The 23,271-nt window shown below is 66.4% G+C and carries 22 protein-coding genes and 1 riboswitch; of the genes, 7 read left to right on the top strand and 15 right to left on the bottom strand.

The annotated features are described in order from the left end of the window. Positions 1-4 precede the first annotated feature (4 nt). Positions 5-100, top strand: a riboswitch (cyclic di-GMP riboswitch). A 64-nt stretch (positions 101-164) separates the two neighbouring features. Beyond that, a complete protein-coding gene (locus DES47_RS10155) occupies positions 165-2,378 on the top strand; it encodes a S8 family peptidase (protein ID WP_133700538.1) in 2,214 nt (737 codons plus the stop codon). Between the two features lie 41 nt (positions 2,379-2,419). Next, positions 2,420-2,827: a hypothetical protein gene (locus tag DES47_RS10150; RefSeq protein ID WP_133700537.1), complete on the top strand. Its 408-nt coding sequence runs from the start codon at positions 2,420-2,422 to the stop codon at positions 2,825-2,827. A gap of 76 nt (positions 2,828-2,903) precedes the next feature. Here the strand turns inward: DES47_RS10150 and DES47_RS10145 are convergent, their stop codons facing one another. The 14 genes from DES47_RS10145 to DES47_RS10080 form a co-directional block, all read right to left on the bottom strand. After that, positions 2,904-6,059 (bottom strand): S8 family peptidase, encoded by a 3,156-nt coding sequence (locus DES47_RS10145; protein WP_133700536.1) that lies wholly within the window; start codon positions 6,057-6,059, stop codon positions 2,904-2,906. A 51-nt stretch (positions 6,060-6,110) separates the two neighbouring features. Then, the gene (locus DES47_RS28710) at positions 6,111-6,842 is read right to left on the bottom strand and encodes an NF038120 family PEP-CTERM protein (protein WP_166651945.1); all 732 of its coding nucleotides are present in this window, start codon (positions 6,840-6,842) and stop codon (positions 6,111-6,113) included. Between the two features lie 255 nt (positions 6,843-7,097). Further along, positions 7,098-7,631: a type II secretion system protein gene (locus DES47_RS10135; RefSeq protein WP_133700535.1), complete on the bottom strand. Its 534-nt coding sequence runs from the start codon at positions 7,629-7,631 to the stop codon at positions 7,098-7,100. Beyond that, complete coding sequence (locus DES47_RS10130) at positions 7,618-7,998, bottom strand: type II secretion system protein (protein ID WP_133700534.1); 381 nt, start codon at positions 7,996-7,998, stop codon at positions 7,618-7,620. The genes DES47_RS10135 and DES47_RS10130 overlap by 14 nt, the downstream gene beginning before the upstream one ends. Continuing rightward, entirely contained in the window at positions 7,998-8,492 is a 495-nt protein-coding gene (locus DES47_RS10125; RefSeq protein WP_133700533.1) for a type II secretion system protein, read from the bottom strand. Before DES47_RS10125 ends, DES47_RS10130 begins: the two co-directional genes overlap by 1 nt. A 6-nt stretch (positions 8,493-8,498) precedes the next feature. Continuing rightward, complete coding sequence (locus DES47_RS10120) at positions 8,499-10,721, bottom strand: secretin N-terminal domain-containing protein (RefSeq protein ID WP_133700532.1); 2,223 nt, start codon at positions 10,719-10,721, stop codon at positions 8,499-8,501. After that, positions 10,718-11,239 carry a hypothetical protein gene (locus tag DES47_RS10115; RefSeq protein WP_133700531.1) on the bottom strand — a complete coding sequence of 174 codons (522 nt, stop codon included), beginning with the start codon at positions 11,237-11,239 and terminating at the stop codon, positions 10,718-10,720. The genes DES47_RS10120 and DES47_RS10115 overlap by 4 nt, the downstream gene beginning before the upstream one ends. Further along, positions 11,236-11,790 (bottom strand): hypothetical protein, encoded by a 555-nt coding sequence (locus tag DES47_RS10110; RefSeq protein ID WP_133700530.1) that lies wholly within the window; start codon positions 11,788-11,790, stop codon positions 11,236-11,238. Before DES47_RS10110 ends, DES47_RS10115 begins: the two co-directional genes overlap by 4 nt. After that, positions 11,787-13,169: a hypothetical protein gene (locus tag DES47_RS10105; protein ID WP_133700529.1), complete on the bottom strand. Its 1,383-nt coding sequence runs from the start codon at positions 13,167-13,169 to the stop codon at positions 11,787-11,789. Before DES47_RS10105 ends, DES47_RS10110 begins: the two co-directional genes overlap by 4 nt. Continuing rightward, positions 13,162-14,706 carry a GspE/PulE family protein gene (locus DES47_RS10100; RefSeq protein ID WP_133700528.1) on the bottom strand — a complete coding sequence of 515 codons (1,545 nt, stop codon included), beginning with the start codon at positions 14,704-14,706 and terminating at the stop codon, positions 13,162-13,164. The genes DES47_RS10105 and DES47_RS10100 overlap by 8 nt, the downstream gene beginning before the upstream one ends. Beyond that, on the bottom strand, positions 14,703-15,914 hold the full coding sequence (locus DES47_RS10095) for a type II secretion system F family protein (protein ID WP_133700527.1): 1,212 nt from the start codon (positions 15,912-15,914) through the stop codon (positions 14,703-14,705). The genes DES47_RS10100 and DES47_RS10095 overlap by 4 nt, the downstream gene beginning before the upstream one ends. Before the next feature lie 21 nt (positions 15,915-15,935). After that, on the bottom strand, positions 15,936-16,367 hold the full coding sequence (gspG, locus tag DES47_RS10090; RefSeq protein ID WP_133700526.1) for a type II secretion system major pseudopilin GspG: 432 nt from the start codon (positions 16,365-16,367) through the stop codon (positions 15,936-15,938). A gap of 174 nt (positions 16,368-16,541) precedes the next feature. After that, complete coding sequence (locus DES47_RS10085) at positions 16,542-18,530, bottom strand: hybrid sensor histidine kinase/response regulator (RefSeq protein WP_133700525.1); 1,989 nt, start codon at positions 18,528-18,530, stop codon at positions 16,542-16,544. A gap of 201 nt (positions 18,531-18,731) precedes the next feature. Further along, entirely contained in the window at positions 18,732-18,977 is a 246-nt protein-coding gene (locus DES47_RS10080) for a helix-turn-helix domain-containing protein (protein WP_208114950.1), read from the bottom strand. 71 nt (positions 18,978-19,048) lie between these two features. Between DES47_RS10080 and DES47_RS10075 the strand changes: the two genes are divergently transcribed. Then, on the top strand, positions 19,049-19,492 hold the full coding sequence (locus tag DES47_RS10075; protein WP_133700524.1) for a hypothetical protein: 444 nt from the start codon (positions 19,049-19,051) through the stop codon (positions 19,490-19,492). A gap of 199 nt (positions 19,493-19,691) precedes the next feature. Further along, the gene (locus DES47_RS29720) at positions 19,692-20,000 is read left to right on the top strand and encodes an MbcA/ParS/Xre antitoxin family protein (RefSeq protein ID WP_425057421.1); all 309 of its coding nucleotides are present in this window, start codon (positions 19,692-19,694) and stop codon (positions 19,998-20,000) included. Between the two features lie 190 nt (positions 20,001-20,190). On the opposite strand, the gene DES47_RS10065 is transcribed toward DES47_RS29720, so the two are convergent. Next, positions 20,191-20,463 (bottom strand): HNH endonuclease, encoded by a 273-nt coding sequence (locus DES47_RS10065; protein ID WP_243748245.1) that lies wholly within the window; start codon positions 20,461-20,463, stop codon positions 20,191-20,193. Between the two features lie 54 nt (positions 20,464-20,517). Here DES47_RS10065 and DES47_RS10060 point away from each other — a divergent pair, with 54 nt between their 5' ends. The 3 genes from DES47_RS10060 to DES47_RS10050 all read left to right on the top strand — a co-directional run bounded on the left by DES47_RS10060 (position 20,518) and on the right by DES47_RS10050 (position 23,098). Then, entirely contained in the window at positions 20,518-21,408 is an 891-nt protein-coding gene (locus DES47_RS10060; RefSeq protein WP_133700522.1) for a hypothetical protein, read from the top strand. Positions 21,409-21,722: 314 nt separating this feature from the next. After that, positions 21,723-22,223, top strand: coding sequence for a TIR domain-containing protein (locus DES47_RS10055; RefSeq protein WP_133700521.1), 501 nt, complete (start codon positions 21,723-21,725; stop codon positions 22,221-22,223). Next, positions 22,220-23,098 carry a macro domain-containing protein gene (locus tag DES47_RS10050; protein ID WP_133700520.1) on the top strand — a complete coding sequence of 293 codons (879 nt, stop codon included), beginning with the start codon at positions 22,220-22,222 and terminating at the stop codon, positions 23,096-23,098. Before DES47_RS10055 ends, DES47_RS10050 begins: the two co-directional genes overlap by 4 nt. Positions 23,099-23,271 lie beyond the last annotated feature (173 nt).

Below are 23,271 nucleotides of genomic sequence, written 5' to 3'. Positions count from 1 at the left end.
CGCCAGACGTCCAGGGCAAATCCGGCGAAAGCCGGAGACGCAAAGCTTCCGGGCTACCCAGTACAGCAGCGCTGTGCTGCATGCCAGCGGGGCCGCCGCAAGGGCTCAACTCCTTGTGTTCAGGCGCTTGCCCAGATCGATGTTTCAAGATCCTGGAGTCCGCCATGCACCGTCGCCCCACCGCTCTGAGTCTTGCCATTGCCGCCCTCGCCTGCCTGGTCGCGGCGCAGGTCCACGCGCAGACGGCAGCCGCCACGGCCGAGCTGAACCGCAGCAACTACATCACCCAGATCAAGGCCAGTGCCGCCTACGCGCTGGGCGCCACCGGCAAGGGCGTGACCGTGGCCGTGCTGGACACCGGGCTGAACAACAAGCACGGCGAGTTCGCCGCCAGCGGCCGCCTGCTGACAGGCAGCAATTTCAGCGGCAGCGGCGCCGCGACCGACACGATGGATCGCCAGGGCCACGGCAGCCATGTGGCCGGGCTGATTGGCGCCAGCCGCAACAGCATTGGCATGATGGGCGTGGCCTTCGAGGCCAGCCTCTTGCCGATGAAGGTCCTGAACGACAAGGGCGCGGGCAATACCGGCATGAGCGACGCCGCACTGCGCGCCATCGCCGGCCGTGCCGACATCGCCAACATGAGTCTGGGCGGCAGCCAGCCCGGCGACACCAGCGCGATGAAGTACGCGATCGGCAAGGGCCTGTTGATCGTCGCCGCCGCCGGCAACGACGGTCTGGCCAATCCCGGCTGGCCGGCGCGTTTTGCCAGGGAGACCTGGGCCAACAACCAGATCATTGCCGTCGGCGCGGTCGACTCCAGGAACGTCATCGCCTCGTTCAGCAACCGCGCCGGCGATACCGCCGCCTGGTTCGTCGTCGCACCCGGTGTGGGCCTTACCTCGTCGTATCTGGGCACCGGCTACGCCAGCATGAGCGGCACCTCGATGGCCACGCCCGTGGTCAGCGGCGCCGCCGCGTTGATCAAGAGCCGCTGGAAGACGCTGCGCGCCGATCAGGTGGCGAATATCCTGTTCGTCACCGCCACCGATCTGGGCGCGCCCGGCATCGACGCGGTCTATGGCCGTGGACTGATCAATGTCGAGAAGGCGATGCAGCCGGTCGGCAACGTCACCACCACCAGTTGGAACGGCCGCACGATCAAGGTGCTGGACAGCAAGATCAACCCATCGCCGGCGCTGGGCGGCATCTGGACCCTGGCCAAGAACAGCGGCCTGAAGGTCATCGCCTTCGACGACTACCAGCGCGATTTCCAGGCCGATCTGGGTGCCAATGTGACCAAGCCCCAGGCCCTGTCGCTGGACCAGATGCTGGCCGAGCACAGCGGCCGGCTGCAGGTCACCGAGCAGGTGCTGGCCGATGGCAGCCGCTTCACCCTGGCGCTGCAAATGCCCGAAGTGCAGCCGGCCGCCGCACCGCTGCCGTTTCTGGGGCGCAACAGCCAGCAGAAGCTGGCCGCCTTCGGCTATGTCAGCCGCGCCAAGGATGACGGCCTGGAGCAGGCCTTCGGTCTGGGCCTGGCGAATCAGTACTTCGGCCTGACCGGCACCGCCACCGGTGAAGCTCTGCGCGGCATCAGCGCGCTGGCCAACCCCTATCTGGGCCTGGTGCCGAATGCCGCCTATGCCGGTGGCAGCCTGCCGCTGGCCGGTGGCCTGCGGCTGAAGGCGGGCGTGCTGAGCTCCGGCCTCAAGCCGGCATGGCAGGGCCAGTTCGGCCTGCTCGCCGACTCGGGCCGCGCCGAGGCCGCCGTGGTCGAATTGCAGCGCCAGTTCACGCACACCGCGCTGAGCCTGTCATGGTCGGGCACGCAGGAGCGCGGCGCCTATCTGGGCACACAGTCCGCCGGTGGCCTGGCCTTGGCGGGTCAGGCGCGCACCCAGGCCATCAGCTTTGCCGCCGGCTGGCAGCTCGCTCCGGGCTGGGCCCTGGGCGCGCAAGCCGCCTTCGGCCGCACGCCCGGCTATCTCAGTGCCGACAGCCTGATCACCGGCCTGAGCGCGCAGCGCACCCAGTCCTGGTCTCTGGGCCTGGCCGGCGCCAACCGGTGGGTGGACGGTGACCGCCTGACCCTGTCGCTGTCGCAGCCGATGCGCGCCGTGTCGGGCCAGCTGCAGATGAATGTGGTGTCGGGGCTGGATGAATTTGGCATGCAGCAGCGCAGCCAGCGCATCGCCAGCCTGGTGCCCACCGGTCGCGAACAATTGCTGGAGCTGAGCTACGGCCGGCCCTACAAGCTCGCCAGCGGCCAGCCGCTGTGGCTGGACGCCGTGCTTGCCCTGCGCAGCCAGCCGGGCCACCAGGCCGACGCCCCGAGCGAAGCCGCCTTGATGCTGCGGGCACAGGGCCGCTTCTGACGAGCGCTTGCCAGCGCGCCCGCGATGCCCGAGCATCGGGCATGACAAACACACCCTATCGCCCGCCGCTGCTGCTCTTGCTGGCCCTGCTCGGCAGCGCCTGCGCCGGCAGGCCTGAAGCAGCCACGCCAGAAACCAGCGCAGCGCTGTGGCCGCGCATCGTTGCCCAGGTTGGGGACGCGCCCTGCGACAGCCAGGCCCAATGCCGCAGCATAGGCGTGGGCCACAAGCCCTGCGGCGGCCCGGGCGGCTATCTGGCATGGTCGTCGAAGCAGACAGACGAGGCTGCGCTGAAGCCCCTGGTCGAGCGCCATGCCAAGCTGCAGGCCGAAGAACAGGCGCGCAGCGGCATGCTGTCCAACTGTCAGTACCTGCCCGATCCGGGGGCCAGCTGCGTGGCCGGCCGCTGCCAGCTGAACAAGGCCGGGCCGGCCAGCTCGACGCAGTAAATGAAAAAGGCCGCAAGCATCACGCCTGCGGCCTCCTGAAGGTTGGGCCACCGTGAGGTGGCCCGCTTCATTCACATCAGTTCAGCTTGGACAGCGCCTTCGGCGACAGGTCCTTGGTCGACGCGGACAGCGGAGCTGCACCGGTGTCGACACGGACCACGGTCGTGGCTTGCACCACGCCGCCGGCGTCCTTAAACTGGACGCCACCGACATAGCGGCCGTTGGCTCCCAGGCCGGACCATGCGAAGCCCACCGTCGAGGTGCCTGCGGCATAGACCTGACCCGGCAGCATGACGTTGAACTTGCCGCCCACATCGGCGGGCGTCACCACCCAGTTGGACAGGCGGTGCGTCATCGTTGCAGCGCCACCGTAGGCGACCACGCAGACCTTGTAGTTGCCGGCGGCCGGGCTGTCAATCTGCACATCCTCGTTCGAGCCGTCTCTGCCCGAATAGATCCAGGTACCGCCGGGTGTCAGCAGGCCCATGTCGTTGTCATCACCGTCGGTGCCGACGTCCGCATCGCGCAGGGCGAAACGGGCGACGATGGTACCGGCCGGGATGGCCACGTTATAGACCTTGACGTTGGCCAGATCGTTGCCGTTCGTGCAGGCCGTCTTCAGGCCGGCCGAGGTCAGCGCGCCCGGGGCCAGGCTGGCCTGGTCACCCATGACCACGTCCTTCAGGCCACCCTTGTTGGCGGTCATGCGGCCGGCAAAGCCGGTCTTGACCGTCACCAGGCGGGTGCCTGCAGCCGAGGTGGCGGTCAGCTCCGCCGGAGCGGTGATGGCCTTGCCCACGCGTGCGGTGACCGGGATCTTGACGTTGTGCGTGCCATCGCTCCAGGTCAGCGAACCGTAACCCCACACGTTCTCGGCGGCGCCCGCAGCCGTCAGCTTGACGGTGAAGGTGCCGGTGGCGCCATCGGTCAGGGTCAGCGACGCCGGTGCAACCACGGCGGTGAAGCCGGTCGGTGCCACGATGGTCGGCGTATAGGTGGCCGTGGAGCCGCCCACATTCTTGACACGGCGGGTCACGGTCGTCGAGCCGGTGACGGCGCCCACGGTGATGCTGGGCAGATTGACGTTGTAGGTCTCGTCCAGCGTGCCGTAGGTGCTGCATTCGGATGCCGTGACGGCCGTCCGGTTGGCCTTGCACTGGTAACGGATCCAGTCGATGTTGCTGTTGTCGAACACCAGGCCCGGGTCGGTGGCCTTGTTCGGCACAACATGGCCGGTGCCCTGCGCCCAGGGCAGCAGGCCATTGGCCATGCCGGCCTGGCCGTCGTTCAGCGTCGACATCGTCGTCGTCATCAAGGCGGACTTGATGGCGGCCGGCGACCAGCTCGGGTGCGCCTGCTTCAGCAGGGCGCTCAGGCCGGCAATGTGCGGGCTGGACATCGAGGTGCCCTGGTAGGAGGCGAAGTCTGCAGGCGGCGTCCAGGTGCCAGCGGCCACGGCATCCTTCTCGGCCATCGTCAGGTCGTAGGTCACGCCGGCGATCACGTCCACGCCGGGCGCGGTCAGATCGGGCTTGAGCATGTTCGCGTCACCCATGTTCGGGCCGCGCGACGAGAAGCTGGCCATCACCGGGGCGGGCACGCTGCCGGGGTAGAAGGCCGAGATCGCGCCGGTGGGGTTGGCACCCGCGGCGTAGGCCTTGACCAGGGCACCGTCGGCGGCGCTGACATGGACCGTCGGCACCGAGTGGGCTTCGGCGACCAGGCCGGAGCCGTTGTCGGCCATCACCATGCCGACGCCACCTGCCTGGGCGACCGCAAAGCTCTTGTCGACACGGGCGTTGTTGCCGCGGGTGCAGACGACGATCTTGCCGGCGACCTTGGCGGGGTCCAGCAGGACCTGGCCCGCCGGGGGGCTGGAGCTGAAGCACAGATTGGCGTTGCCACCGCCCATGCCGGCGTCTTCGGCGCGGATCATCGGCGACGAACCCAGCGGTGTCACGTTCAGCGAGGCGCCCGAGTACTTGGCGCCATTGCCCAGGTTCACATCACCCTGGTTGAAGCGGTCGTGCGTGGAGGCCGCGACAGTGGTCAGCCAGGGGCTGACGTGGGCCACGGCATTGCCGGGGCCGCTGTTGCCGGCCGAGGCGGCGACGAAGACGCCGGCATTGGCCGCGCGCAGGAAGGCCTGCTCGACGGGGTCATTGACCGAGGTCTGGCTGCCGCTGATCGAGTAGTTCAGCACATTGACGCCGTCCTGCACCGCGCGGTCGATGGCGGCCACGCTGTCCGAGCTGTAGCAGGTGTTCTGGCTGCCGGTGCCATCGGTGGCAGCGGCGTTCGGGAAGGTCCAGCAAACCTTGTAGGCCGCGATGCGGGCCCGCGGGGCCATGCCGGAGGCATCGCCCATGGCAATGCCGCTGACGGTGGCCGGGTTCAGGCTGTTGCCGCCGGCGGTGGAGGCGGTGTGCGTGCCGTGGCCGCCATGGCCGCTGTTGCCGGCGGGTCCGCCGGAGCCGGAGTCACGCGGCGAGTCGGCGAAGTCGGTCCAGTGCAGGACCGGCTGGCCGGCCTTGAAGCCGGTATTGAAGTAGCGCGCACCGATCAGCTTGTTGTTGCAATGGGTGGCAGGGTTGAAGCCGGTGCCGGGGACGCAAGCGCCGGCCCAACCCGCAGGTGCGCCATAGACTTGCGTGCCGTTCAGGTCGTGCGTCGGCACGCCCATGCCGTCAACGCGGTCGGCGAAGGCGGGGTTCTCGGGCCAGATGCCGCTGTCAATGATGCCGATGACGATGTTCTCGCCCTTGTTCAGGTTGCCGCCCACGGTCTGCGACCACAGGCCGCCGGGGGCGCTGAGGCCCAGGAACTTGGAGGTGGTGGTGGTCAGCAGCTGGCGAGGCTCGTCGGCCTGGATGTCCAGCACCAGCGAGCTGGCACGCAGTTGCTGCACTTCGGACTCGGTCAGGCTGGCGGCAAAGCCGTTCAGCACCGTGGTGTAGGTGGCCAGGATGGGCGCGTTGCCGACGATGGCGGCAACGCTCTTCTGCTTGCCTTCCAGATAGCCGACATAGGCCTGGACGGCGTCGGCCTGGAACACGAAGCGCTGGCCTTCGGTGACGCGGGTGGCGGCATAGCCGTCCACACCACCGGCATAGGTGGCGGCGGGCTCACCGGTCAGCTGGACGATGTAGGTGCGGCGTTCCTGGGCAATGGCATGGGTGCTCATGCCGGCGAACAGGGCCAGGGCGGCCAGGGAAACGGGACGTAGTTTCATTGAAGATTCCTTTAAATTTGGCGGATGCGGCGTGCGGCGCTGATCGTTGGATCAGGCGGCGTTGCGGCGACGGGCGAAGGCGCCGAAGGCGGCCAGACCCAGACCCATCATCAGCCAGCTGGACGGCTCAGGAACTGCCGTCACAGCGATGTTGTCCAGCGCGAACTGGCCCTTGTCGGACGAGAAGGCCGAGCAGCTGCCCTGGGCATTGCAGGCCAGACCGTAGAAAATCACATTGGTGAACAGCTGGGAGGCAAATGCGCCGCTGGTGGCGTAGTTCTGGAAGCTGAACACACCGCCGCTCTGACCCGGCAGATTGAACTGGGCCGTCAGCGAGCCGCCACCGACCTTGGCACCCTGGATGCGCAGCAGCAGCGTCGTGCTCGGAAACACCTCGCCGCCGGCGCCGACAAAGCTGGCCTGGAAGCTGTCCAGCTTGAAGCCCTGACCGCTCAATGCGCCCATCGCGAAGGCGCCGTCATTCAGCGCGGTGAAAAACTTGCTCGAGTTATTGGTCGGGCAGGCCACGCTCCAGCAGGTGTTGGCCAGATCGGAACCGTCAACAATCGCGCCCACCAGGTCACCTGCCGTGGCGCCGGCCTGGTTGGAGAAGGGCGCCAGCCAGTAGCCGGCCTGATAGAACTCGTCGTCATGGCCCAGCAGAGGCATACCGGTGGCAAATGGCGAATCCGCCAGGCCATCAAAGGTGATGACCGCCGCTTGCGCGAGGCCCATGCCGGCGAGTGCCGCGGTGGCCAGCGCTGTTTTCAACATCTTCTTCATATACAAGCCCTTTTACCAATGGTTTTGGTGTTGCACACCACGGTTTGGCGCGAGCTGTGCAGCCCTGGTGGTACCAAAGCATCAGCAAACCCGGCGATGCAATATGTGAAATATTAGTGAAAACACTCCACAACATTGAGTAATCGATTGTGGGCGCGCGGTATTCACTTGACATCCTGAGTTGCCCACCCCTCGAACAAGGGGGGATTCGGGTAATTACCAGCCCTGCGCGGTAGAGCGGGGCCAGATTCCGTGTCAGGGAATTCCCGAGGCATTGCCATCGGGGGCCGAGGCTCCCTGCGCCGGTGCGGCAGGCGCACCGTCCTGGGCCAGAAAGACCCATTCCGAGGCTTTCAGCAGCGGCGTCCCGTCGGGCCGCTGGCGGCGCATCAGCTGCTGCTCGGAGCGGCTGCGCAGGCCATGAAAGGCCTGCGGGTTGGCCGGGTCCGGGATCAGCACCCAGTCGGCCTTGCCGGTCAGCGGGTCGGGATAGAGCCGGCGCAGGTGATGGCGCGGCTTGAGCTGGCGGGCATCGACCAGCAGATCGTCCAGGCTGCGCGGATACTGCGGCGGCTGATTGGCCTGGGCCGGGCTGGCCATACGGTAGGACTGAATGGCCTGAGCGATCTCGCGGCCGCGAAACTCCAGCTCGCGCTCCTTCTCGCGCTGCACCGCCGTGGTCCAGGCCTGACCCAGGGCGGCCAGGGCGGCACCGGTGATGGCGACGAACAGCAGCAGGCCGATGTAGGTAAACCCGGCCTGCGGCCTTGTCCTGCTACCAATCCGCATACAGCCGCCCGTCGGCCGCACGACCGGCGGCGCCGCTGCGCACGTCGTACAGCGAGCCCTTCAGCGGCAGATCGGGCGGCGGGGTGACCAGCACCCAGGTCTCGACGCTGCCGGTCAGCGGGTCTTCGGGCACGCCGCGGATGTAGCGTGCCTGGGCCAGCTCCTCCAGGGTCTCGGGATAGCGGCCACGGTCGGCGGCGTATTGATCGATGGCATCGCGCATCACGTTCAGCGAGGTGCGCAGCGCCGTCTCCTTCGAGCGCTGCAGACTGGCGAAGTAGCGCGGCGCAACGATGGAGGCCAGCAGGGCGACGATGCTCATCACCACCAGCAGCTCGATCAGGGTGAAGCCCTTGGAAGCCTTCATCACCAGTCCTTCACCTTGCTGCCGTCCAGCGCCACGCGCTCCGAGCGCGAGAACACATCGAACACATCGCGGCCGGCCTGCGGTGCATCGGGCGGACTATCCGAGCTGCGCTGGCCCCAGCTGTCTTCGGCCGGTACCGTGGGGTCCGAGAACGGGTCGCGGGGAAGGCGACGCAGGAAGTAGAGCTTGATGTCCTTGGGCGATTTGGCGTCGGGCACACCCTGCACCAGGGCCTGCAGGCTGGGTGGGTAGCCCGAGGCATCGGCCGCGACCGCAATCCGTCCGGCCTCGGCCGCCTTCTTGTAGGCATCGATGCCGGTGCGCAGGGTGCGCAGCGCCTCGCGCAGGGCGAACTCCTGGCTGCGCTGCACCGACAGCTCGAGAATGGGCCGCGCCGCCGCCGCCAGCACGCCCATGATGGCGAGCACGATCAGCATCTCGACGAGCGTGAAACCACGACTCGAACGCTGGACGCGTGCTTCTTCGCTGCTCATGTCGGTTCAGGGTGCCTTGCCTACAGTCGCCAAGCCCTGGCCATCGAGCCGCACCGTCGGCGCCTCGCCGCCCGGGCCGGTGGCCGAGACGCTGACGATATTGACGGCCAGCATCTGACCGCTGGCGGCCGGCAGGGCGCGGAACACGACCACCCGCTCGCCGCGCGGGCCCAGCTCGAAGGGCACGCGGCCGGTGCCGGTGTTGGCCGCGGCCTGGGCGGGTGCCAGCAGGCTGGGGTCGAACTCGACCTCGCCGCGAATGGTGGCGCCGCCGTCCTGCTTCAAGGTCACCGACAGGGTGCCACCCGGCGCCACCTGGGGCGTGACGGCAAAGTTCAGCACCACTTCATCAACGGGAGCCGCCTGCGCAGGCGCTGCGGCGGGCGCTGCAAAGGCCGGGGCGGCGCTGCCGCCGCTGCTGATACCGACACCGGCCTTGGCCCCGGACGAGCGCAGCAGGCTGCTGAAGGCGCCCGGGGCACTGTCGGTGCCACCGGCCAGCTGGGTGAAGCTCGAATCCGGCAGGGCCAGATTGCGCACGATGCGCGGCGTGATCAGCAGCACCACCTCGGTCTTGTTGCGCGTGTCGGTCTGCAGGCCGAACAGGCGTCCCACCACCGGCAGCGAAGACAGGCCCGGCACGCCGGCCGCCGTGTGGCGGTCTTCATCATTGATCAGGCCGGCCAGGATCTGCGTCTCGCCATCGTTCAGCCGCAAGGTCGTGCTGGTGACGCGGGTGCCGACCTGGTAGGCGATCGAGCCCGCCGGGCCCTGCACCTGACGTATCAAATTGCTGACCTCCAGCGCCACCTTGATGCTGACGTCGTTGTCCAGCTGAATGGTCGGCTCGACGTCCAGCTTCAGGCCCACGTCCAGATAGGACACCGAGGCAGAGGTGCCGACGTTGACCGCCGTCGTGGTCGTGAACACCGGCAGCTTCTCGCCGATCTGCACCTTGGCCTTTTCCTTGTTGCGCACCCGTATCTTCGGATTGGCCAGCAGATTCACGTTGCCCGAGGTGCCGCGTAGCGTAGCCAAGAGGGCCGGGTTGGCGATAGTGGCCCGGAACTCGTTGCGCCGGCCGACGGGCACCTGACCGGTGGCCAGGCCGTTGACGTTGCCGGCAAAGTCGCGGGTCGGCAGACCGAACTGCACCGAATCGGGCCACTGCAGGCCCAGCGCGTCGACGCGGTCGGTGGCCAGCTCCATCACCTCCACCTCGAGCATGACCTCGGGTTCGGGCAGATCGACCGAGGCAATCAGCCGCTCGACCAGACGCATCACCTCGGGCGTGTCGCGCACCACCATCAGGTTCAGGCGCTCGTCGATATAGATGTCGCGCACCTTGGCGATCGTGCGCACCAGGGTCTGCACCTGCTTCACATCGGCATTGGCCAGGTACAGCGTGCGGGTGATCAGTTCCTGATGCTCGCGCTGCTTGCCCTGGGTGTTGGGGAAGATCAGCACCGACGATTCATTCAGCAGCTTGCGGTCCAGCTGCTGGGTGCTGAGGATCACCCGCATGGCCTCGTCCAGGGTGACGTTGCGCAGGAAGATCGTGACCTTGCTGTCGCCGCGCACATCCTTGTCGAACACGAAGTTGATGCCGGTGCTGCGCGACAGCGCCTCGAACACATTGCGCAGCGGCGCCTCGCGGAACTCCAGGGTCACCGGCTTCTGGAAGGCCGGCGCCAGCTCGGTATTGAGCGCCTCCAGCGGCTTGCGGTCATGCAGCTGCTGTGCCAACGCGCGGGCGCCGGGGTGGCCGGGGGTCTCGATCAAGACCTCGCGCACACGCGCCTCGGCCTGACCCAGCTGATTGGCCTTCAAGAGCTGGCGGGCCTCGCCCAGCAGGCGCTCCTGTTTCTGGCCGCGGACGATCTCGTTGCTCAGCTGCTTCAGGCGCGGGTGCTTGGGTTCCAGCTCGGTCAGCCGGTCCAGATAGTCGCGGGCGTCGTCCCAGCGCATGGCCGTGCGCGAGGCATCGATCTGCAGCACCAGCTGCGAGCTGGCGCGCTCGCGCATGCGGATCTGCGCGGCGCGCAGATTGGCGTTGCCCGGCTCCTGCACCAGCGCCGTGCTGAGCAGGGCGTGAGCCTGCAGGGGCTGATTGCCGCGCGCCAGGTCGTCGGCCTGCTTCAGCGCCGGGTTGGCGCAGGAGGCCAGGAGCGCAAGCACGCCCAGCAGCAGCATGCCCAGCGTCGGGGAAAGTGGTGATGAGCGTGTCATGAGGGTTTGAAGCTGAGAGTTTGGGGCAGCCCGCCGGGTATCCAGACGAGCTTCACGCCGGTGGCGCCGACCTGCTCCACGCGCCACTGGCCATCGATCACATCGCCGGCACGCACGCCGAAGCTGCGCAGCGGGCCGGACAGCAGGGCCTGCGCGACGCCGCCCTCTTCCATGCGGCCCATCAGCTGATAGGGGAAGTTGGGCGCGCGCGGGGGCGGCGGTGGTGGGGGCGGCGGAGCCGGAGGGGGCGGCGGCGGGGGCGGCGGTGACCAGGCGGCGAACAGCGGATCGGTCGGCGGCGCCCAGGCCTCGCGCGGCGGGGCCACCAGGCGGATCGGCCAGTTGGATGCTGCAGGCTTGGCCGCCGGCGTGCTGGCCGCAGCCGCGCGCGGTGCAGCGTCGCGTCGTGCACCGGCGGTGGCGACCACCGTCTCCTCCTCCGGGCTCATCGCCAGCCAGACGGTGGCGGCGAGGGTGGCGGCCAGACCGGCGCCCAGGGCGAGCTGACGCGGCTTCATGGCTGCCGGCCCTCGACGACGGCTGAGCGGGCATGCAGCGACCAGACCAGCTCGGCCTCGATCTCGGCCGCGGCCGGGTTGTTGCGGCGCAGTTTCAGGCTGTCCAGACTCAGGGCCGGGTCTTGCCGCAGGGCCTGCTCGATGAAACCGCGCAACTGGGCATACGTGCCCTGCACCGGCATGGTGATGCGCAGGCGTTCCAGGCCGAGCTTGTCGTCGCGGGTGATGCGGTGCTCGGTTCGGCTGCTGTTCAGGCCCTGCTTCAACGCCAGGGTCAGCAGATCGCCCAGCCGGGCCTGCCGGTCGCTGACCTCGGGCAGGCTGGCGACCAGATGGCGGGGCTGGGTTTCCTGCGGCGCCTCGACCACCACCGGCTGGCGCTTCAGCCTGGCGCGCAGCGCATCGGCATCCGCGAAGCTGGCGGTCGCCTGTGCCTCCCAGCTGCGCACCGGGCCCAGCAGCAGCAGGGCCGCGCCCAGCAGGCACAGCAGGCCGAAGGCGCCGGGCAGGCCGAAGCGACGAAGATGGCGTACCAGTTCGCCGCGCGTCATGGCTTGGCCTCCGATGTCAAGACTTGGGGCAGCAGCTTGGCACTGACATCCAGCTTCAGGCCAGTCAGGCCCTGGTCGCCGGTCATCAACCGGCTCAGCACCACGTCCTGCCAGCCGGGCAGCGCGCTTAGCCGGTCCACCACATCCAGCGCGGTCTTGCGGTCGGCGCTCAGGCCCTCAAGGCGCAGCTCGGCGCGCACGGCCGTGTAGTCGAAGCCCAGCCATTGCACCTGCTTGCCGCCAGCGGCTTCGACCTGGCTCAAGATCTGACCCCAGGGTTCCTGCAGCAGGCCGGCGACCTCGCGGGCGGCGCGGGTGGCCTCCTGCTGGGCCTGCAGCTGCGCCTGTTGTTGCGAGCCCGCCTGGGCGCTGTTGCGCGCCACCGGCGCTGCCACAGCGGCCGGGCGGCCACGGGCACGGTTCTGCAGCTGGGCCAGCTCCTGCTGGGCTGCGTCGCGGGCGGCATGGCTCTCCCAGGCCGACCAGGCGGCGGTCAGCAGCACCAGCAGGCCGGTGGCGGCCAGCGCCCAGCCCAGCGGGCTGCCGCGTGGGCCGGTGGCCAGGAAATCGGGCTGAGGCAGGTTCGCGCCGGCGGCCTTGGCCGGCGGGCTCAGCTGCGCCAGGGTCGGCGCATCGCCGTCCAGACGACCCAGCACGCGCACGCCAGGCCAGACCGGGGTGGCCGCCGTGGCCAGGCCATAGCCCAGCACCAGCGTTTCGACGGCAGCGCCCAAGACCCGCTCGGCGCGCAAATGGTTCAGCGCCTCGCCCAGCGACTCCAGCGTTGCCTCGGCCAACCGGGCATGGCGCAGCGTCACGCACCGGCCCTGCTGCAGGCCCACCCAGGTCACCAGCTGACCCTCGACGAAGGCCAGCGCCGCCTGCGGCGCACGCGCCCAGTCGGGCTCACTGGCCTGCAGCGCGGCCAGGGCCACGCTCCAGGCCGGGCGCAGGCTGCGCAGATCGACGCCGTGGGCAAGCGCTGCCGCCTGCAACTGGGCCAGATCGGCACCCTGCAGCGCGCAGGCACCGCCGCGCTCACCGGAGCGCCAGGGCGCCAGCGCCCAGCGCTGGGCGGCGGCGCCGAAGTAGTGACTCAGCAGTTGGCTGGCGTAAGCGTTCAGCGCCGCGTCGTCCTCCAAAGGCATGCCGGCCTCGGCGACCAGATGGTGCAGCAGCGCGCCGCTGACCCAGACCTGCGCCGCGCCGCCCGCATGGGCCTGGCACCAGCTGCTCCAGGGCTGCACGGCGGTCGCGCCATCGGGCCGAAGCTCTCGCACGCCATCGGCCTGCAGCCACAGCGTCTGCGGCCGGGCCCAGCGCGCGCGCAGCCGCCGCAAGGCGCTGCCGACAGTGGAGGTGGTGGCCAGCTCAGTCATCCAGGGTCACCCGATCCAGCTCTTCAAAAGTCGTTTCACCGCGGCAGACGGCCGCCAGCGCCACGCTGCGCAGCGAGCGCATGCCGCGCGAGCGCGCCGCCTCCTTGATCTGCGACATCGGCGCCCGCGCCGCAATCAGGTCGCGCAGGCCATCATCCAGCTTCAGCAGCTCGGCCACCGCGCGCCGGCCCTTGTAGCCGGTGCCGCGGCAATGGCCGCAGCCGTCACCCTTCTTGAATAGGCCCTCGCCCGGCTTCAGGCCGTGGGCCGCCAGCACCTCGGGCTCGGGCAGAAAAGGCTTGGCGCAATGGCTGCAGTTCAGCCGCAGCAGGCGCTGGGCCAGCACCGCATTCAGCGCCGAGACCACGTTGTACAGGTCCAGCCCCATGTGCATGAAGCGGCCGATCACGTCGAAGGCGTTGTTGGCGTGGACGGTGCTGAACACCAGATGGCCCGTCAGCGCCGCCTGCACCGCGATCTGCGCCGTCTCGGGATCGCGGATCTCGCCGACCATCACGCGGTCCGGGTCGTGGCGCAGGATGGAGCGCAGGCCGCGCGAGAAGGTCAGGCCCTTCTTCTCGTTGACCGGTATCTGCACCACGCCGGGCAGCTGGTACTCGACCGGGTCTTCGATGGTGATGATCTTGTCCTGGCCGGTGTGGATCTCGGACAGCGTCGCGTAAAGCGTTGTCGTCTTGCCGCTGCCGGTCGGCCCGGTGACCAGCAGCATGCCGTGCGGCTGGCGCGCAAGGGCTCGCACGGCGGCGCGCTCGGAGGCATCGAAGCCCAGCGCATCCAGGGTCAGCTGGCCATGCTCCTGCTCGATATTGGCCCGGTCCAGCACGCGCACGACGGCGTCTTCGCCGAACACGCTGGGCATGATGGACAGGCGGAAGTCCACCTCGCGGCCCTGCACACGCAGCTTGAAGCGACCATCCTGCGGCAGGCGGCGCTCGCCGATGTCCAGCTCGGCCATCACCTTCAGACGCGACACCAGCTGCTCCGCCACCGGAATGCCATCGACGCTGCGCACCATGGACATCACGCCGTCGACGCGGAAACGTATCACCGCGCCGCGGGCCGTGCATTCGATGTGGATGTCGCTGGCGCCGTCCTGCAGCGCGTCGTACAAGGTCGCATCGAGCAGCCGCATGACCGGATTGGCCTGCTCGCTTAAAGAGCGCGCCGACAGGTCATCGACATTGTTGATGCCGCCGTTCTGGGCGAGAGACTCCTCCAGGCCCGACAGCGCGCGGAAGTCCGCCTCGCCCGCGCCCAGCCAGTGCTCCAGCGCCGCGGCATCGACGCGCAACCAGCGCACCGGGCACAGCAGCCGCGACTCGACGCTTTGCAGCAGCATCAGATCCGGCTCGCGGTCGGCCAGCAGCATGGGCCCGCTCTTGGCGCCCGCCGCCAGCACCGCGCGCCAGCGCAGCGCCTGGGCCTGTGGCCAGCGCTCGAAGTCCAGGTGCCAGGGGCCGGATTCGGCCGGCAGCCAGCTGGACAGGGCGGTGCTGTCAAGTGCTGCGTCGGTCATTGGACTTGCTCCACCAGCTGGAAGATCGGTAGGTACATCAGCACGATGATGCCGCCGATGACGACCCCCATGATCAGCATCAGGATGGGGTTGATGGCGCGGGTCAGCAGCTCGGTCAGGCGCACCGCCTCCTCGTCATGGAAGGCGGCGGCCCGCTCCAGCATCGCCGCCAGCTCGCCGCTGCGCTCGCCGACGCGCAGCATGCGCCGCGCCACCGGCGTGGCCAGGTCTTGCGCCTCGAAGGCGGCGGACAGCCGCTCGCCCTGGGCCACCATGTCGGCGGCCGCAGCAACCGGCGCACGCCAGGGCGGGGCGACCACGCCGCGCACGATGCGCAGCGCGGCCAGCGCAGGTACGCCCGAGGCCAAGAGCATGCCCAGGCTGCGGTACAGCCGAGCCAGCGCCAACACGCGCAGCCGCGGGCCCAGGCCCGGCATGCGCCAGGCCCAGTGGATCAAGGCCTGATGCGTCGACGGATGGCGCCACACGACCACGCCGGCGAACACCAGCATCGCCGCCCCGCCCAGCGCCAGGCCCGGATGCTCGCCTGCCACGCGGCCGAAGCTGATCAGCACCTGCGAGGCCCAGGGCAGCTTGTCTCCCAGGCCGTCGAGGATGCCGGCAAAGCGCGGCAGCACGAACAGCAGCAAAAACATGATCACCGCACCGCCCACGATCAGCAGCAGCAGCGGATAGACGCAGGCCGCCACCAGCCGCGAGCGCAACGCCTCGACCCAGGCCAGGTATTTGGCATGCTGGCTCAGCGCCAGGGCCAGCTGGCCGGTGCGCTCATTGGCCGCGACGATGGCGCAGACCAGCTCGTCGAACACCGCCGGCTGGGCCTGCATCGCCACCGACAGGGCCCGCCCCTCGCGCACCATCGCGATCACCGCGTCCAGTGCCTGCTGCACATCGGTGCGTGACTCCTTCTCGCGCAGCGTGCTCAAGGCTTCGAGCAGGGCAATGCCGGCGTCCAGCAGCACAGCAAGCTCCTGGCTGAACAGCTGCAGCGGAAAGCGTTTGGTGCCGCGTGCGGCCGGCCACAGCTTCAGGCCGCCCGTCGCCGCCGCACCCACCTCTTGGACGCTCAAAATGCGCTGTGGCGCCACACCCAGCTGCGCGGCCACCGCGTGGCGGTCGGGCGCGCTGATGCGGCTCTGCTGCACCCCATGCACGGGGTCGAAGACGCGAATCAGGAAGTCAGGCATCGCCTGGTGCCGGGAGCCGGCTCACCAACTGACCAGGTCGGCATCTTCGCCTTCACCGCCGGGACGGCCGTCCTTGCCGAAGGACAGCAGGTCGTACTCGCCATGCTCGCCCGGCGAGCGGTACTGGAATTCGTGCTGCCAGGGGTCCTTGGGCACGGCCTTGCTCAGATAGGGGCCGGCCCAGCGCGGCTCGTCCGAGGGCTTGGTGACCAGCACGGCCAGGCCCTGCTCGGTGCTCGGGTAGCGGCCCATGTCGATGCGGTACTGGTCCAGCGCCTTCTGCAGGCCGTCGATCTGCGCCTTGGCGGCCTTGACCTCGGACTTGCCGATCTGGCCGAAGAACTTGGGGCCGACATAGCCCGCCAGCAGGCCGATGATGACCATCACCACCAGCAGCTCAAGCAGGGTAAAGCCGCGCACCGAGGTGCGCGACGCACGGCCAACAGACAGCATTGGATTCAAACCGGCACCTTCGATCTCAACAAGGCGGTGCACGCCTGCGGCGCGACACCCGAACCGCGCACTATTGCAGCAGATGATGACAAGTTCAATACGGGCTTGACCGGGGCACCCCGCGAACGGGTGGGGGCTCGGCCAAGCCTTCGGACGATTGTAGGCCGGGGGGCCTCAGGCCGGCCCCGCCAGCAGCTCCTGCACCGCGCGCAGCAACTCGGCCTTGGTGAAGGGCTTGTCCAGGCCGGCGCAGCGCGACTGGTCCAGGAACACCCGGGCGCTGGGCGACAGGGTGTCGCCGGTGACGAACAGCATGCGCCGGGCCAGGGCCGGGTCATGCTGGCGCACGGCCCGCCACAGCGCGGCGCCATCGATATCGGGCATGCGCAGATCGGACACGATGGCGTCAAAGCGGGTCTCGCCCAGCATGGCCAGGGCCACCGAGCCCGATTCGGCCACCGCCACCTCGTAGCCGGCGCTGCACAGGAAATCGCGCATCAGCTCGGCGATCTGGCCCTCGTCATCGACAACCAGCAGGCGCGCCGCGCCGGCGCTGTCCAGGGCATCAAGCGGCGCCGCGGCCGAGGGCGGGCCTGCCTCGCCGCTGAGCGGCAGGCTGAGGCGGAAGGAGGCGCCGCCGGGGCCCTCCTCCAGCAGCAGGCTGCCGCCGTGCGATTGGGCGATCGAGCGCGACACCGCCAGGCCCATGCCGGTGCCCACCCCCTCGGCCTTGGTGGTGAAGAAGGGGGCGAAGATCTGCTCGCGCAGCTCGGGCGGCACGCCGGCACCGTTGTCGCGCACGCGCAGCCACAGGCGCGGTTCGCGGTCGCTGCGGCGCTGCTCCAGGCCGGTGCCGACGCTGAGGCGCCGCACCCCGTCCACCGCCATCAGCGCCTGCTGGGCATTGACGAGCAGATTGAGCACGATCTGGCCGACCTGGTCCGGGTCGGCATGGATCTCGGGCAGCCCCGGGGTCAGCTCCAGCTGCAGCGTGATGTCGTGGCTGCGCAGCGCGTACTGCAGCATGTCGGTGGCGGCCTGCACCAGGTCGTTGAGCAGCACCGGGCTGCGCAGGCTGGGGCGCTGGCGGGCCATGTTCAGGAAGGCGCGGACGATGCGGCCGCAGCGCTCGGCGGCCTCGCGGATGCGCAGCGCATCGGCGGCGGCGGGGGTGTTGACCAGCTTCTCCTCCAGCAGGCTGGCACGGCCCATGACGATGGCCAGCGGGTTGTTCAGCTCATGGGCCACGCCAGCCAGCAGGCTGCCCATGGCGGTGAGCTTTTCGTTCTGACGAAGCGCGTCGCGCTGGCGCTCGATCTCGGCCTGGGCGTCGCGCCTCTCGGTCAGATCGAACATCGAGGCGGTGTAGAAGGTCTGGCCGCCGACCATGGTGCGCCACAGCACCATCTCGACCGGGAACTCGCCTCCATTGGCACGCAGCGCTGTCATTTCGACCCGCCGCCCGAGCAGCCGCGGCGCCCCGCCCTCGGTCACCCGGCGCATGCCGGCCTCATGGGCCTGACGGTGCTGCATGGGGATGATCACCTCAGCCACCGGTCGGCCCAGGGTCTGCTCACGAGAGACGCCGAACATCGTCTCGGCCGCCGGGTTGAACTCGACCACCCGGCCCGCCGCATCGGTGGAGACGATGGCGGCCAAGGCATGGTCGACGATGGACGACTTCAGCGCCTCGGTGGTCTCCAGCTCCTGCACCTTGGCCGACAGTTCGGCCTCGCGCTGCTTCAGCGCCGTCCAGTCCAGGCTGATGACGATGGTGGCGTCCATCGGCGCATGGGCCGGACCGCAGGGAATCAGCTGCTCGCGCATATAGCGTCGACCGCGCCCGGCCAGGGTGACCCAGCCCTCCCAGCTGACCGGCGCCCCCAGCTTCAGCCGCTCGCGCAAGGGCGCATAGCCAGCATAGGCATCGGGCCCGATCACCCGCCCTATCGCCTGGCCCAGCACCTGCTTGGGGTGCAGGCCGGTGAAGGCAAAGAACTCGTCATTCGCATAGACCAGGCATTCGCAGGCGTCCAGCACCACCACCCGGGCGGGAATGGCGTCAAGCAGCGCCCGCAGCAGCGGCAGGCCGCCGCCGCCCAGCAGCCCCAGCTCACCCACGCCGGGGATGGTCTCGGGTCTGAGGTGCAGGGGCTCGGTCACTGATCAGGCTCCACCAACAAAAAAGGCTCGTGCCGGGAAGCCACGAGCCTCTTGCTTGCCATGCTGGCGAAGTCCGGTCAGAAGGGAGGTGAGCGGTCAAATTGACAAGTTCTCACTGAATTTCTCCTGTATTTGTGAAGATTCTAACCCTGAGGCGTGCCGGGAGACGGAGGCTCTGTGGATAACTTTCGTTTCGCGACTTCAGCCCGGCACCAAGAGCTCAAATGTCTGCACCCCGAGCGCACCGGCGAGTCGCTCAATGTTGTCAATGGAGATGTTCCGCGACTGCTGTTCGACATGGGCAATGAATGTGCGATGCAGCCCCGAGTTAAACGCCAAGGCTTCCTGCGTCAAGCCGTGCTCACGGCGCAGACGAAGCAGATTTGCGGCAAGCAATGCGCGCGCATTGGTTCCTGGATGGTCTGTCTCTCGGCGCTCTGAACTCACGGGCGCAAGTCTGGCCAGATGCTGCGTTTGAGTCAGCCGCGTTTAAGTCACAATTGGCGATTTGAGTCGCCATGTTTGCCACCCGTCCAGCTTTCAAGAATCCGCTGCAACTTGATCCCCAAAGGACCCTTTGGAAGACGGTCGAGTTGATTGCGCAATGGCCATGGTTCATCGCCACCGTAATCATTGACGAGGAGAGTGGCGCAAGACAGTCCTTCATTCTGTCGACAGACAAGGACGTCGGCGCGTTTCTCAAAGAGCCTCCTGCGCCGGGCCAATTCATTGGGCTATCGATCGTTTCGCCACCCAATCAATCGCCCACCAGGCAATGGCACACCAATTCAGTCATCAGCATTGAGCGCCCGACCAATCCGGAAATGGCTCATGCCATGCCTTTGACTTTCTTGTGCCAAGACGGCACGAGGTATGGCGGCTTTCCTCTCGAAGTGGCAGAGCTCGGCGTAAATGACGTTGCCGAGGTGCTGCGATTCTCACGGGAAGAAAAGTCGCTATGAAACAGCTTGGCTCGATATCCTATTCTGTAGTCAAGCTAATTGAATGCGATCGATGCAAGCTTGAGGCCACACCAGGTGATATTATTTTTGATTCGATGATTTCCATTGAGTATTGCGCGCGCTACACATCCCCATTCGAAGATGGGAGCCTCGTTCAATTGGATATCTGCGAGGACTGTTTTAAAGATCTACTTTCAGCGTGGATTCGCGCCAAGCCCACAGCGGCTTGAGCGACGATCGCCCCGCCAACTCATCGAAATCGTGTGTGAATCATCCACTCTGCTTGCAGCAGGCTAAGGAAGTTTTACTGGCCCGGCTGAGGAATCTGCTTGATCAGAGTGGCGAACCTGTCCCATCGGCAGACCTTGAAACTTGGTTGGACGGTTGGATGTACAGCCCCCTGGCGGAGCTTGGTGGCTTGACTCCAGCCGAGATCATTACCAGTTCGCGTGGCCTCCACGAGTTGGAAACGCTCCTTGAACGCATGCGTGGCGGTCTAGCGGCCTAATCCGTTCAAGGCCGCAACTCGAGTTTCCGCACCGTTGAGGCATCCCCTTTCGACGGAGGCCGATTTGCATTGCCATACCTTTATTCAGGCAATGCACCTTGGCCGTTTCAAACACCTTGAGTGCCGCCTACGCAGCAGTTACTATACAAAGCGTTTGCTTGTATAGTAACGTTGCAGATACCCCAGCCGATCATGATTCACTGTCTTCCATGGGATACCAAGACTGGTAACGCCCGGACGTGATGGGGACGCCGTCGCGCTTGTCGTATTGATTGCAAGGCACGCACAGCAACTGCAAGTTGGTGATGTCATTGAGCCACCAGCTCGACAGAGGGACGATGTGATCGTAGTTCTCGACGTTGTCGATGTTCAGAAGCCCGGTGAGGTCTGCTGTGCTTGAACAACCCGGCCGAGTCCCAGCGCATGCGCAGCGCGCGCCAACGGACGGCGTTGTTGGGGTCATCCAGCTAGCGTCCCGCAACGCCCGAGGCAATACTGCTCCTACAGGGAGTTCAAGATGCCAGACCTACGCGCACATGTCGCCAATTGTTTGATTGGTGGGGAAACGATCACCGATCTTGGGAAGGGATCGTTCATCCGGGACACAGTGACATTCACGTGTGAACGCCGCAAGTTCATCGTGACCCAGAAGCCAGAAGTGATCAAAGGCCCCGTATCCCAACTCAATGGACAGTTCACCGCAACGACGCAGATCTTGGTGCAGGGAGTAGCGAAGTCAGCCGTCCCAAAGGTTCTAGCGACCATCGACCGCATTTGCTGGCTGCTCTCCTTCGCGTGCCAGTCAAAGGTGGTCTGCTATGGGCATGACTACCCAGCCGATGGCAAGGCCGGCGCCAGGAAAGCGGTGGTTGGCACAACCCGGGTCTTCCGCCCGGTCTTTGAGATTCGAGACGCTGCGGTCATTAGAGAGTTCATCGACCAGACCTATCCGGTGTACACCCAGCTTGAGCAGTCCCGCATGCTGAACGTGGCCATCGACTACCAGTTGCAGGCAGAACGCGAAGCGCAGCCTACCGAGTGCCGGCTGATATTTGCCTTTGTCCTGTTGGAGAACCTAAAGCATACGTATGCAACGAGCGAGGGGATCCCGTTCGTCAATGGCTTCTTCCGAGTAGGCCCGGGTCCAAAGGACCCAACCATCTCATTCAAGGCCATGCTGACACGGATGTTCAAGGTCGTTGGAATGATGCCAGCCCTTGATGACATCGTGTCCTTGCGGAATTCCATCGTGCACTCGGGCGTGTCTGACCTGACGCATAAGGAAAACTGGAAGGCGTACGAGCAGGTTCAGGATCTGGTCCGGGAGTACCTGCTAAGACTTCTGGGCTTCAAGGGTTCGTATGGCCTGTACTCGGAACCTAACGGAGCCCCTGCGGTTATCGCTTGAACCCGATGTTCCGCCCGGTGAATCGAACCTGCTGGGGCCGATCAGGCGCTACCGCACCGCACTTTGGGGTTTGAACTCTTCCGGAACCCCGTTCCCTGACTTTTCGATCCTGCCGGTGCCTCAACGGTCCAGGTCGTCACGGGATGCCTTCTAGGGCACACGGCTAGGTCAAGGCATAGCGACCTGCAGCCCGACGGCGTGAATCGAGGATCTGCACGCCCTTGAGGGCGACTTGCTCAAATCTTAACGGTCTTCACCAGTACCTCGGCCGGCTTAGGCACTCTAGAATCTGTTGACCGTGGTAGGGAAGACTAATGGCATACCGAAATAAGACCTACATCGCCTTCGACGGCGACAACGACATGCACTACTACCGTCTCATGACGGCGTGGCAAGCAAATGACGGGTTTTCGCTCAATTTCCATAACGCACATGACTTGAATACGGCACGGGATTCGAGCCAAGAAGAGAGTATCAAGCGGCAGCTTCGGGAGCGCTTCGCCAATTCCAAACTGCTCGTGGTGCTCATCGGGGCCAATACCAAGTACCTAACCAAGTTCGTGAAGTGGGAGCTTGAGGTGGGATTGCGGCTGGGGCTTCCGATCATCGGGGTGAACTTGAATGGGAGTCGGCAGATGGATGATCGTTGCCCGGCTACCATTCGGGATCAGCTAGTTGCGTACACATCGTTCAACCACAACATCATTGAGTACGCAATGGACAATTGGCCGACCGATTTCCAGAACCTGCGCAGCGCCGGCATGACTGGTGCCCGCTTTTATAACGATGACGTGTACAGGCGGCTCGGCCTGTGAGGTATTTCTTCGAGTCGATCAGGACCTGGGCCTATTGGCGCTACGCGCTTTTCTCGGGGGAGGCGATTGGCAAGTTCTTCGCCGTCATGGGCATTCTGTACTTGTGCGTTGACTTGGCAGACGCCTTCAATGTTTACAAGAAGGATCGGTACAGCTACTACGGGTTGTTCATCTTGGTCGTGCTCGCGCTGCTGTACGTGCTGTCCACACGTCGGCCACTTTCACGAGTCAGCTACAAGATTCCGCAGAAGGACTTTGCGATCGAGGTCGTGATCGGCGACATCTTCAATATTCCCGGCGAAGTCATTATCAGTACCAGCTCGACTTTCGATACGGACATGGCGTCAGGGTTGATTGCTGCGTCGAGCTTGCAAGGGCAATTGGCCACAAACTACTTCAACGGCCAGACCACGGAGATTGATCGGCAGATAGAGGCGTCGCTCGAGAGAGAGCATCACACCATCAACGACAAGAGACCTGGCAAGAAGAAGGAATATCCAATCGGCACCGTCGCCCGCGTGAGCGCTCACAAAAAGAATTTCTACCTCGTGGCAATGTCGCAAATGGAGGAAAGCAAGAACGCTCAGTCGAACTTGAAGATGATTGACGAGGCACTTGAGAAACTGTGGATTAGCCTGGCGTCTAAGGCCGAGGTAGGCGACATCGTTATGCCATTGATGGGCACCGGACGCGGGCGAGTTCCGTATCCCCGCAAGAAGATGATTGAGCGCATCGCGCAGTCCTTCGCCAATGCGGCGAGCGAACGGGCGTTTTCGAATAAGCTGATCATTGTTGTGCGCCCAGAGGACGCGTCGAAATTCTCATTGAATCTGTTCCAGGTCCGGGATTACCTTGGACAGAGCTTGCACGCCTAAGATCAGAGCGTGTGCCGCACCTTCGTCGGGGCTCTTGAATCCTTGCACGCAGATGCTTGGACAGGCCCGGGAAGGCTGCCGGAATGTCCGGTCATAGCCCGAGACGCGGTTCTCCCGGCCGCACTGTTCGACTGACCGCAGACAGCCTTGACCTGCCCTCTGCGTATCGACGA

Origin of the sequence: Roseateles toxinivorans, assembly GCF_004362525.1 — a bacterium.
GTDB lineage: Bacteria > Pseudomonadota > Gammaproteobacteria > Burkholderiales > Burkholderiaceae_C > Paucibacter > Paucibacter toxinivorans.
This window is presented reverse-complemented; position numbering and strand designations above follow the sequence as displayed.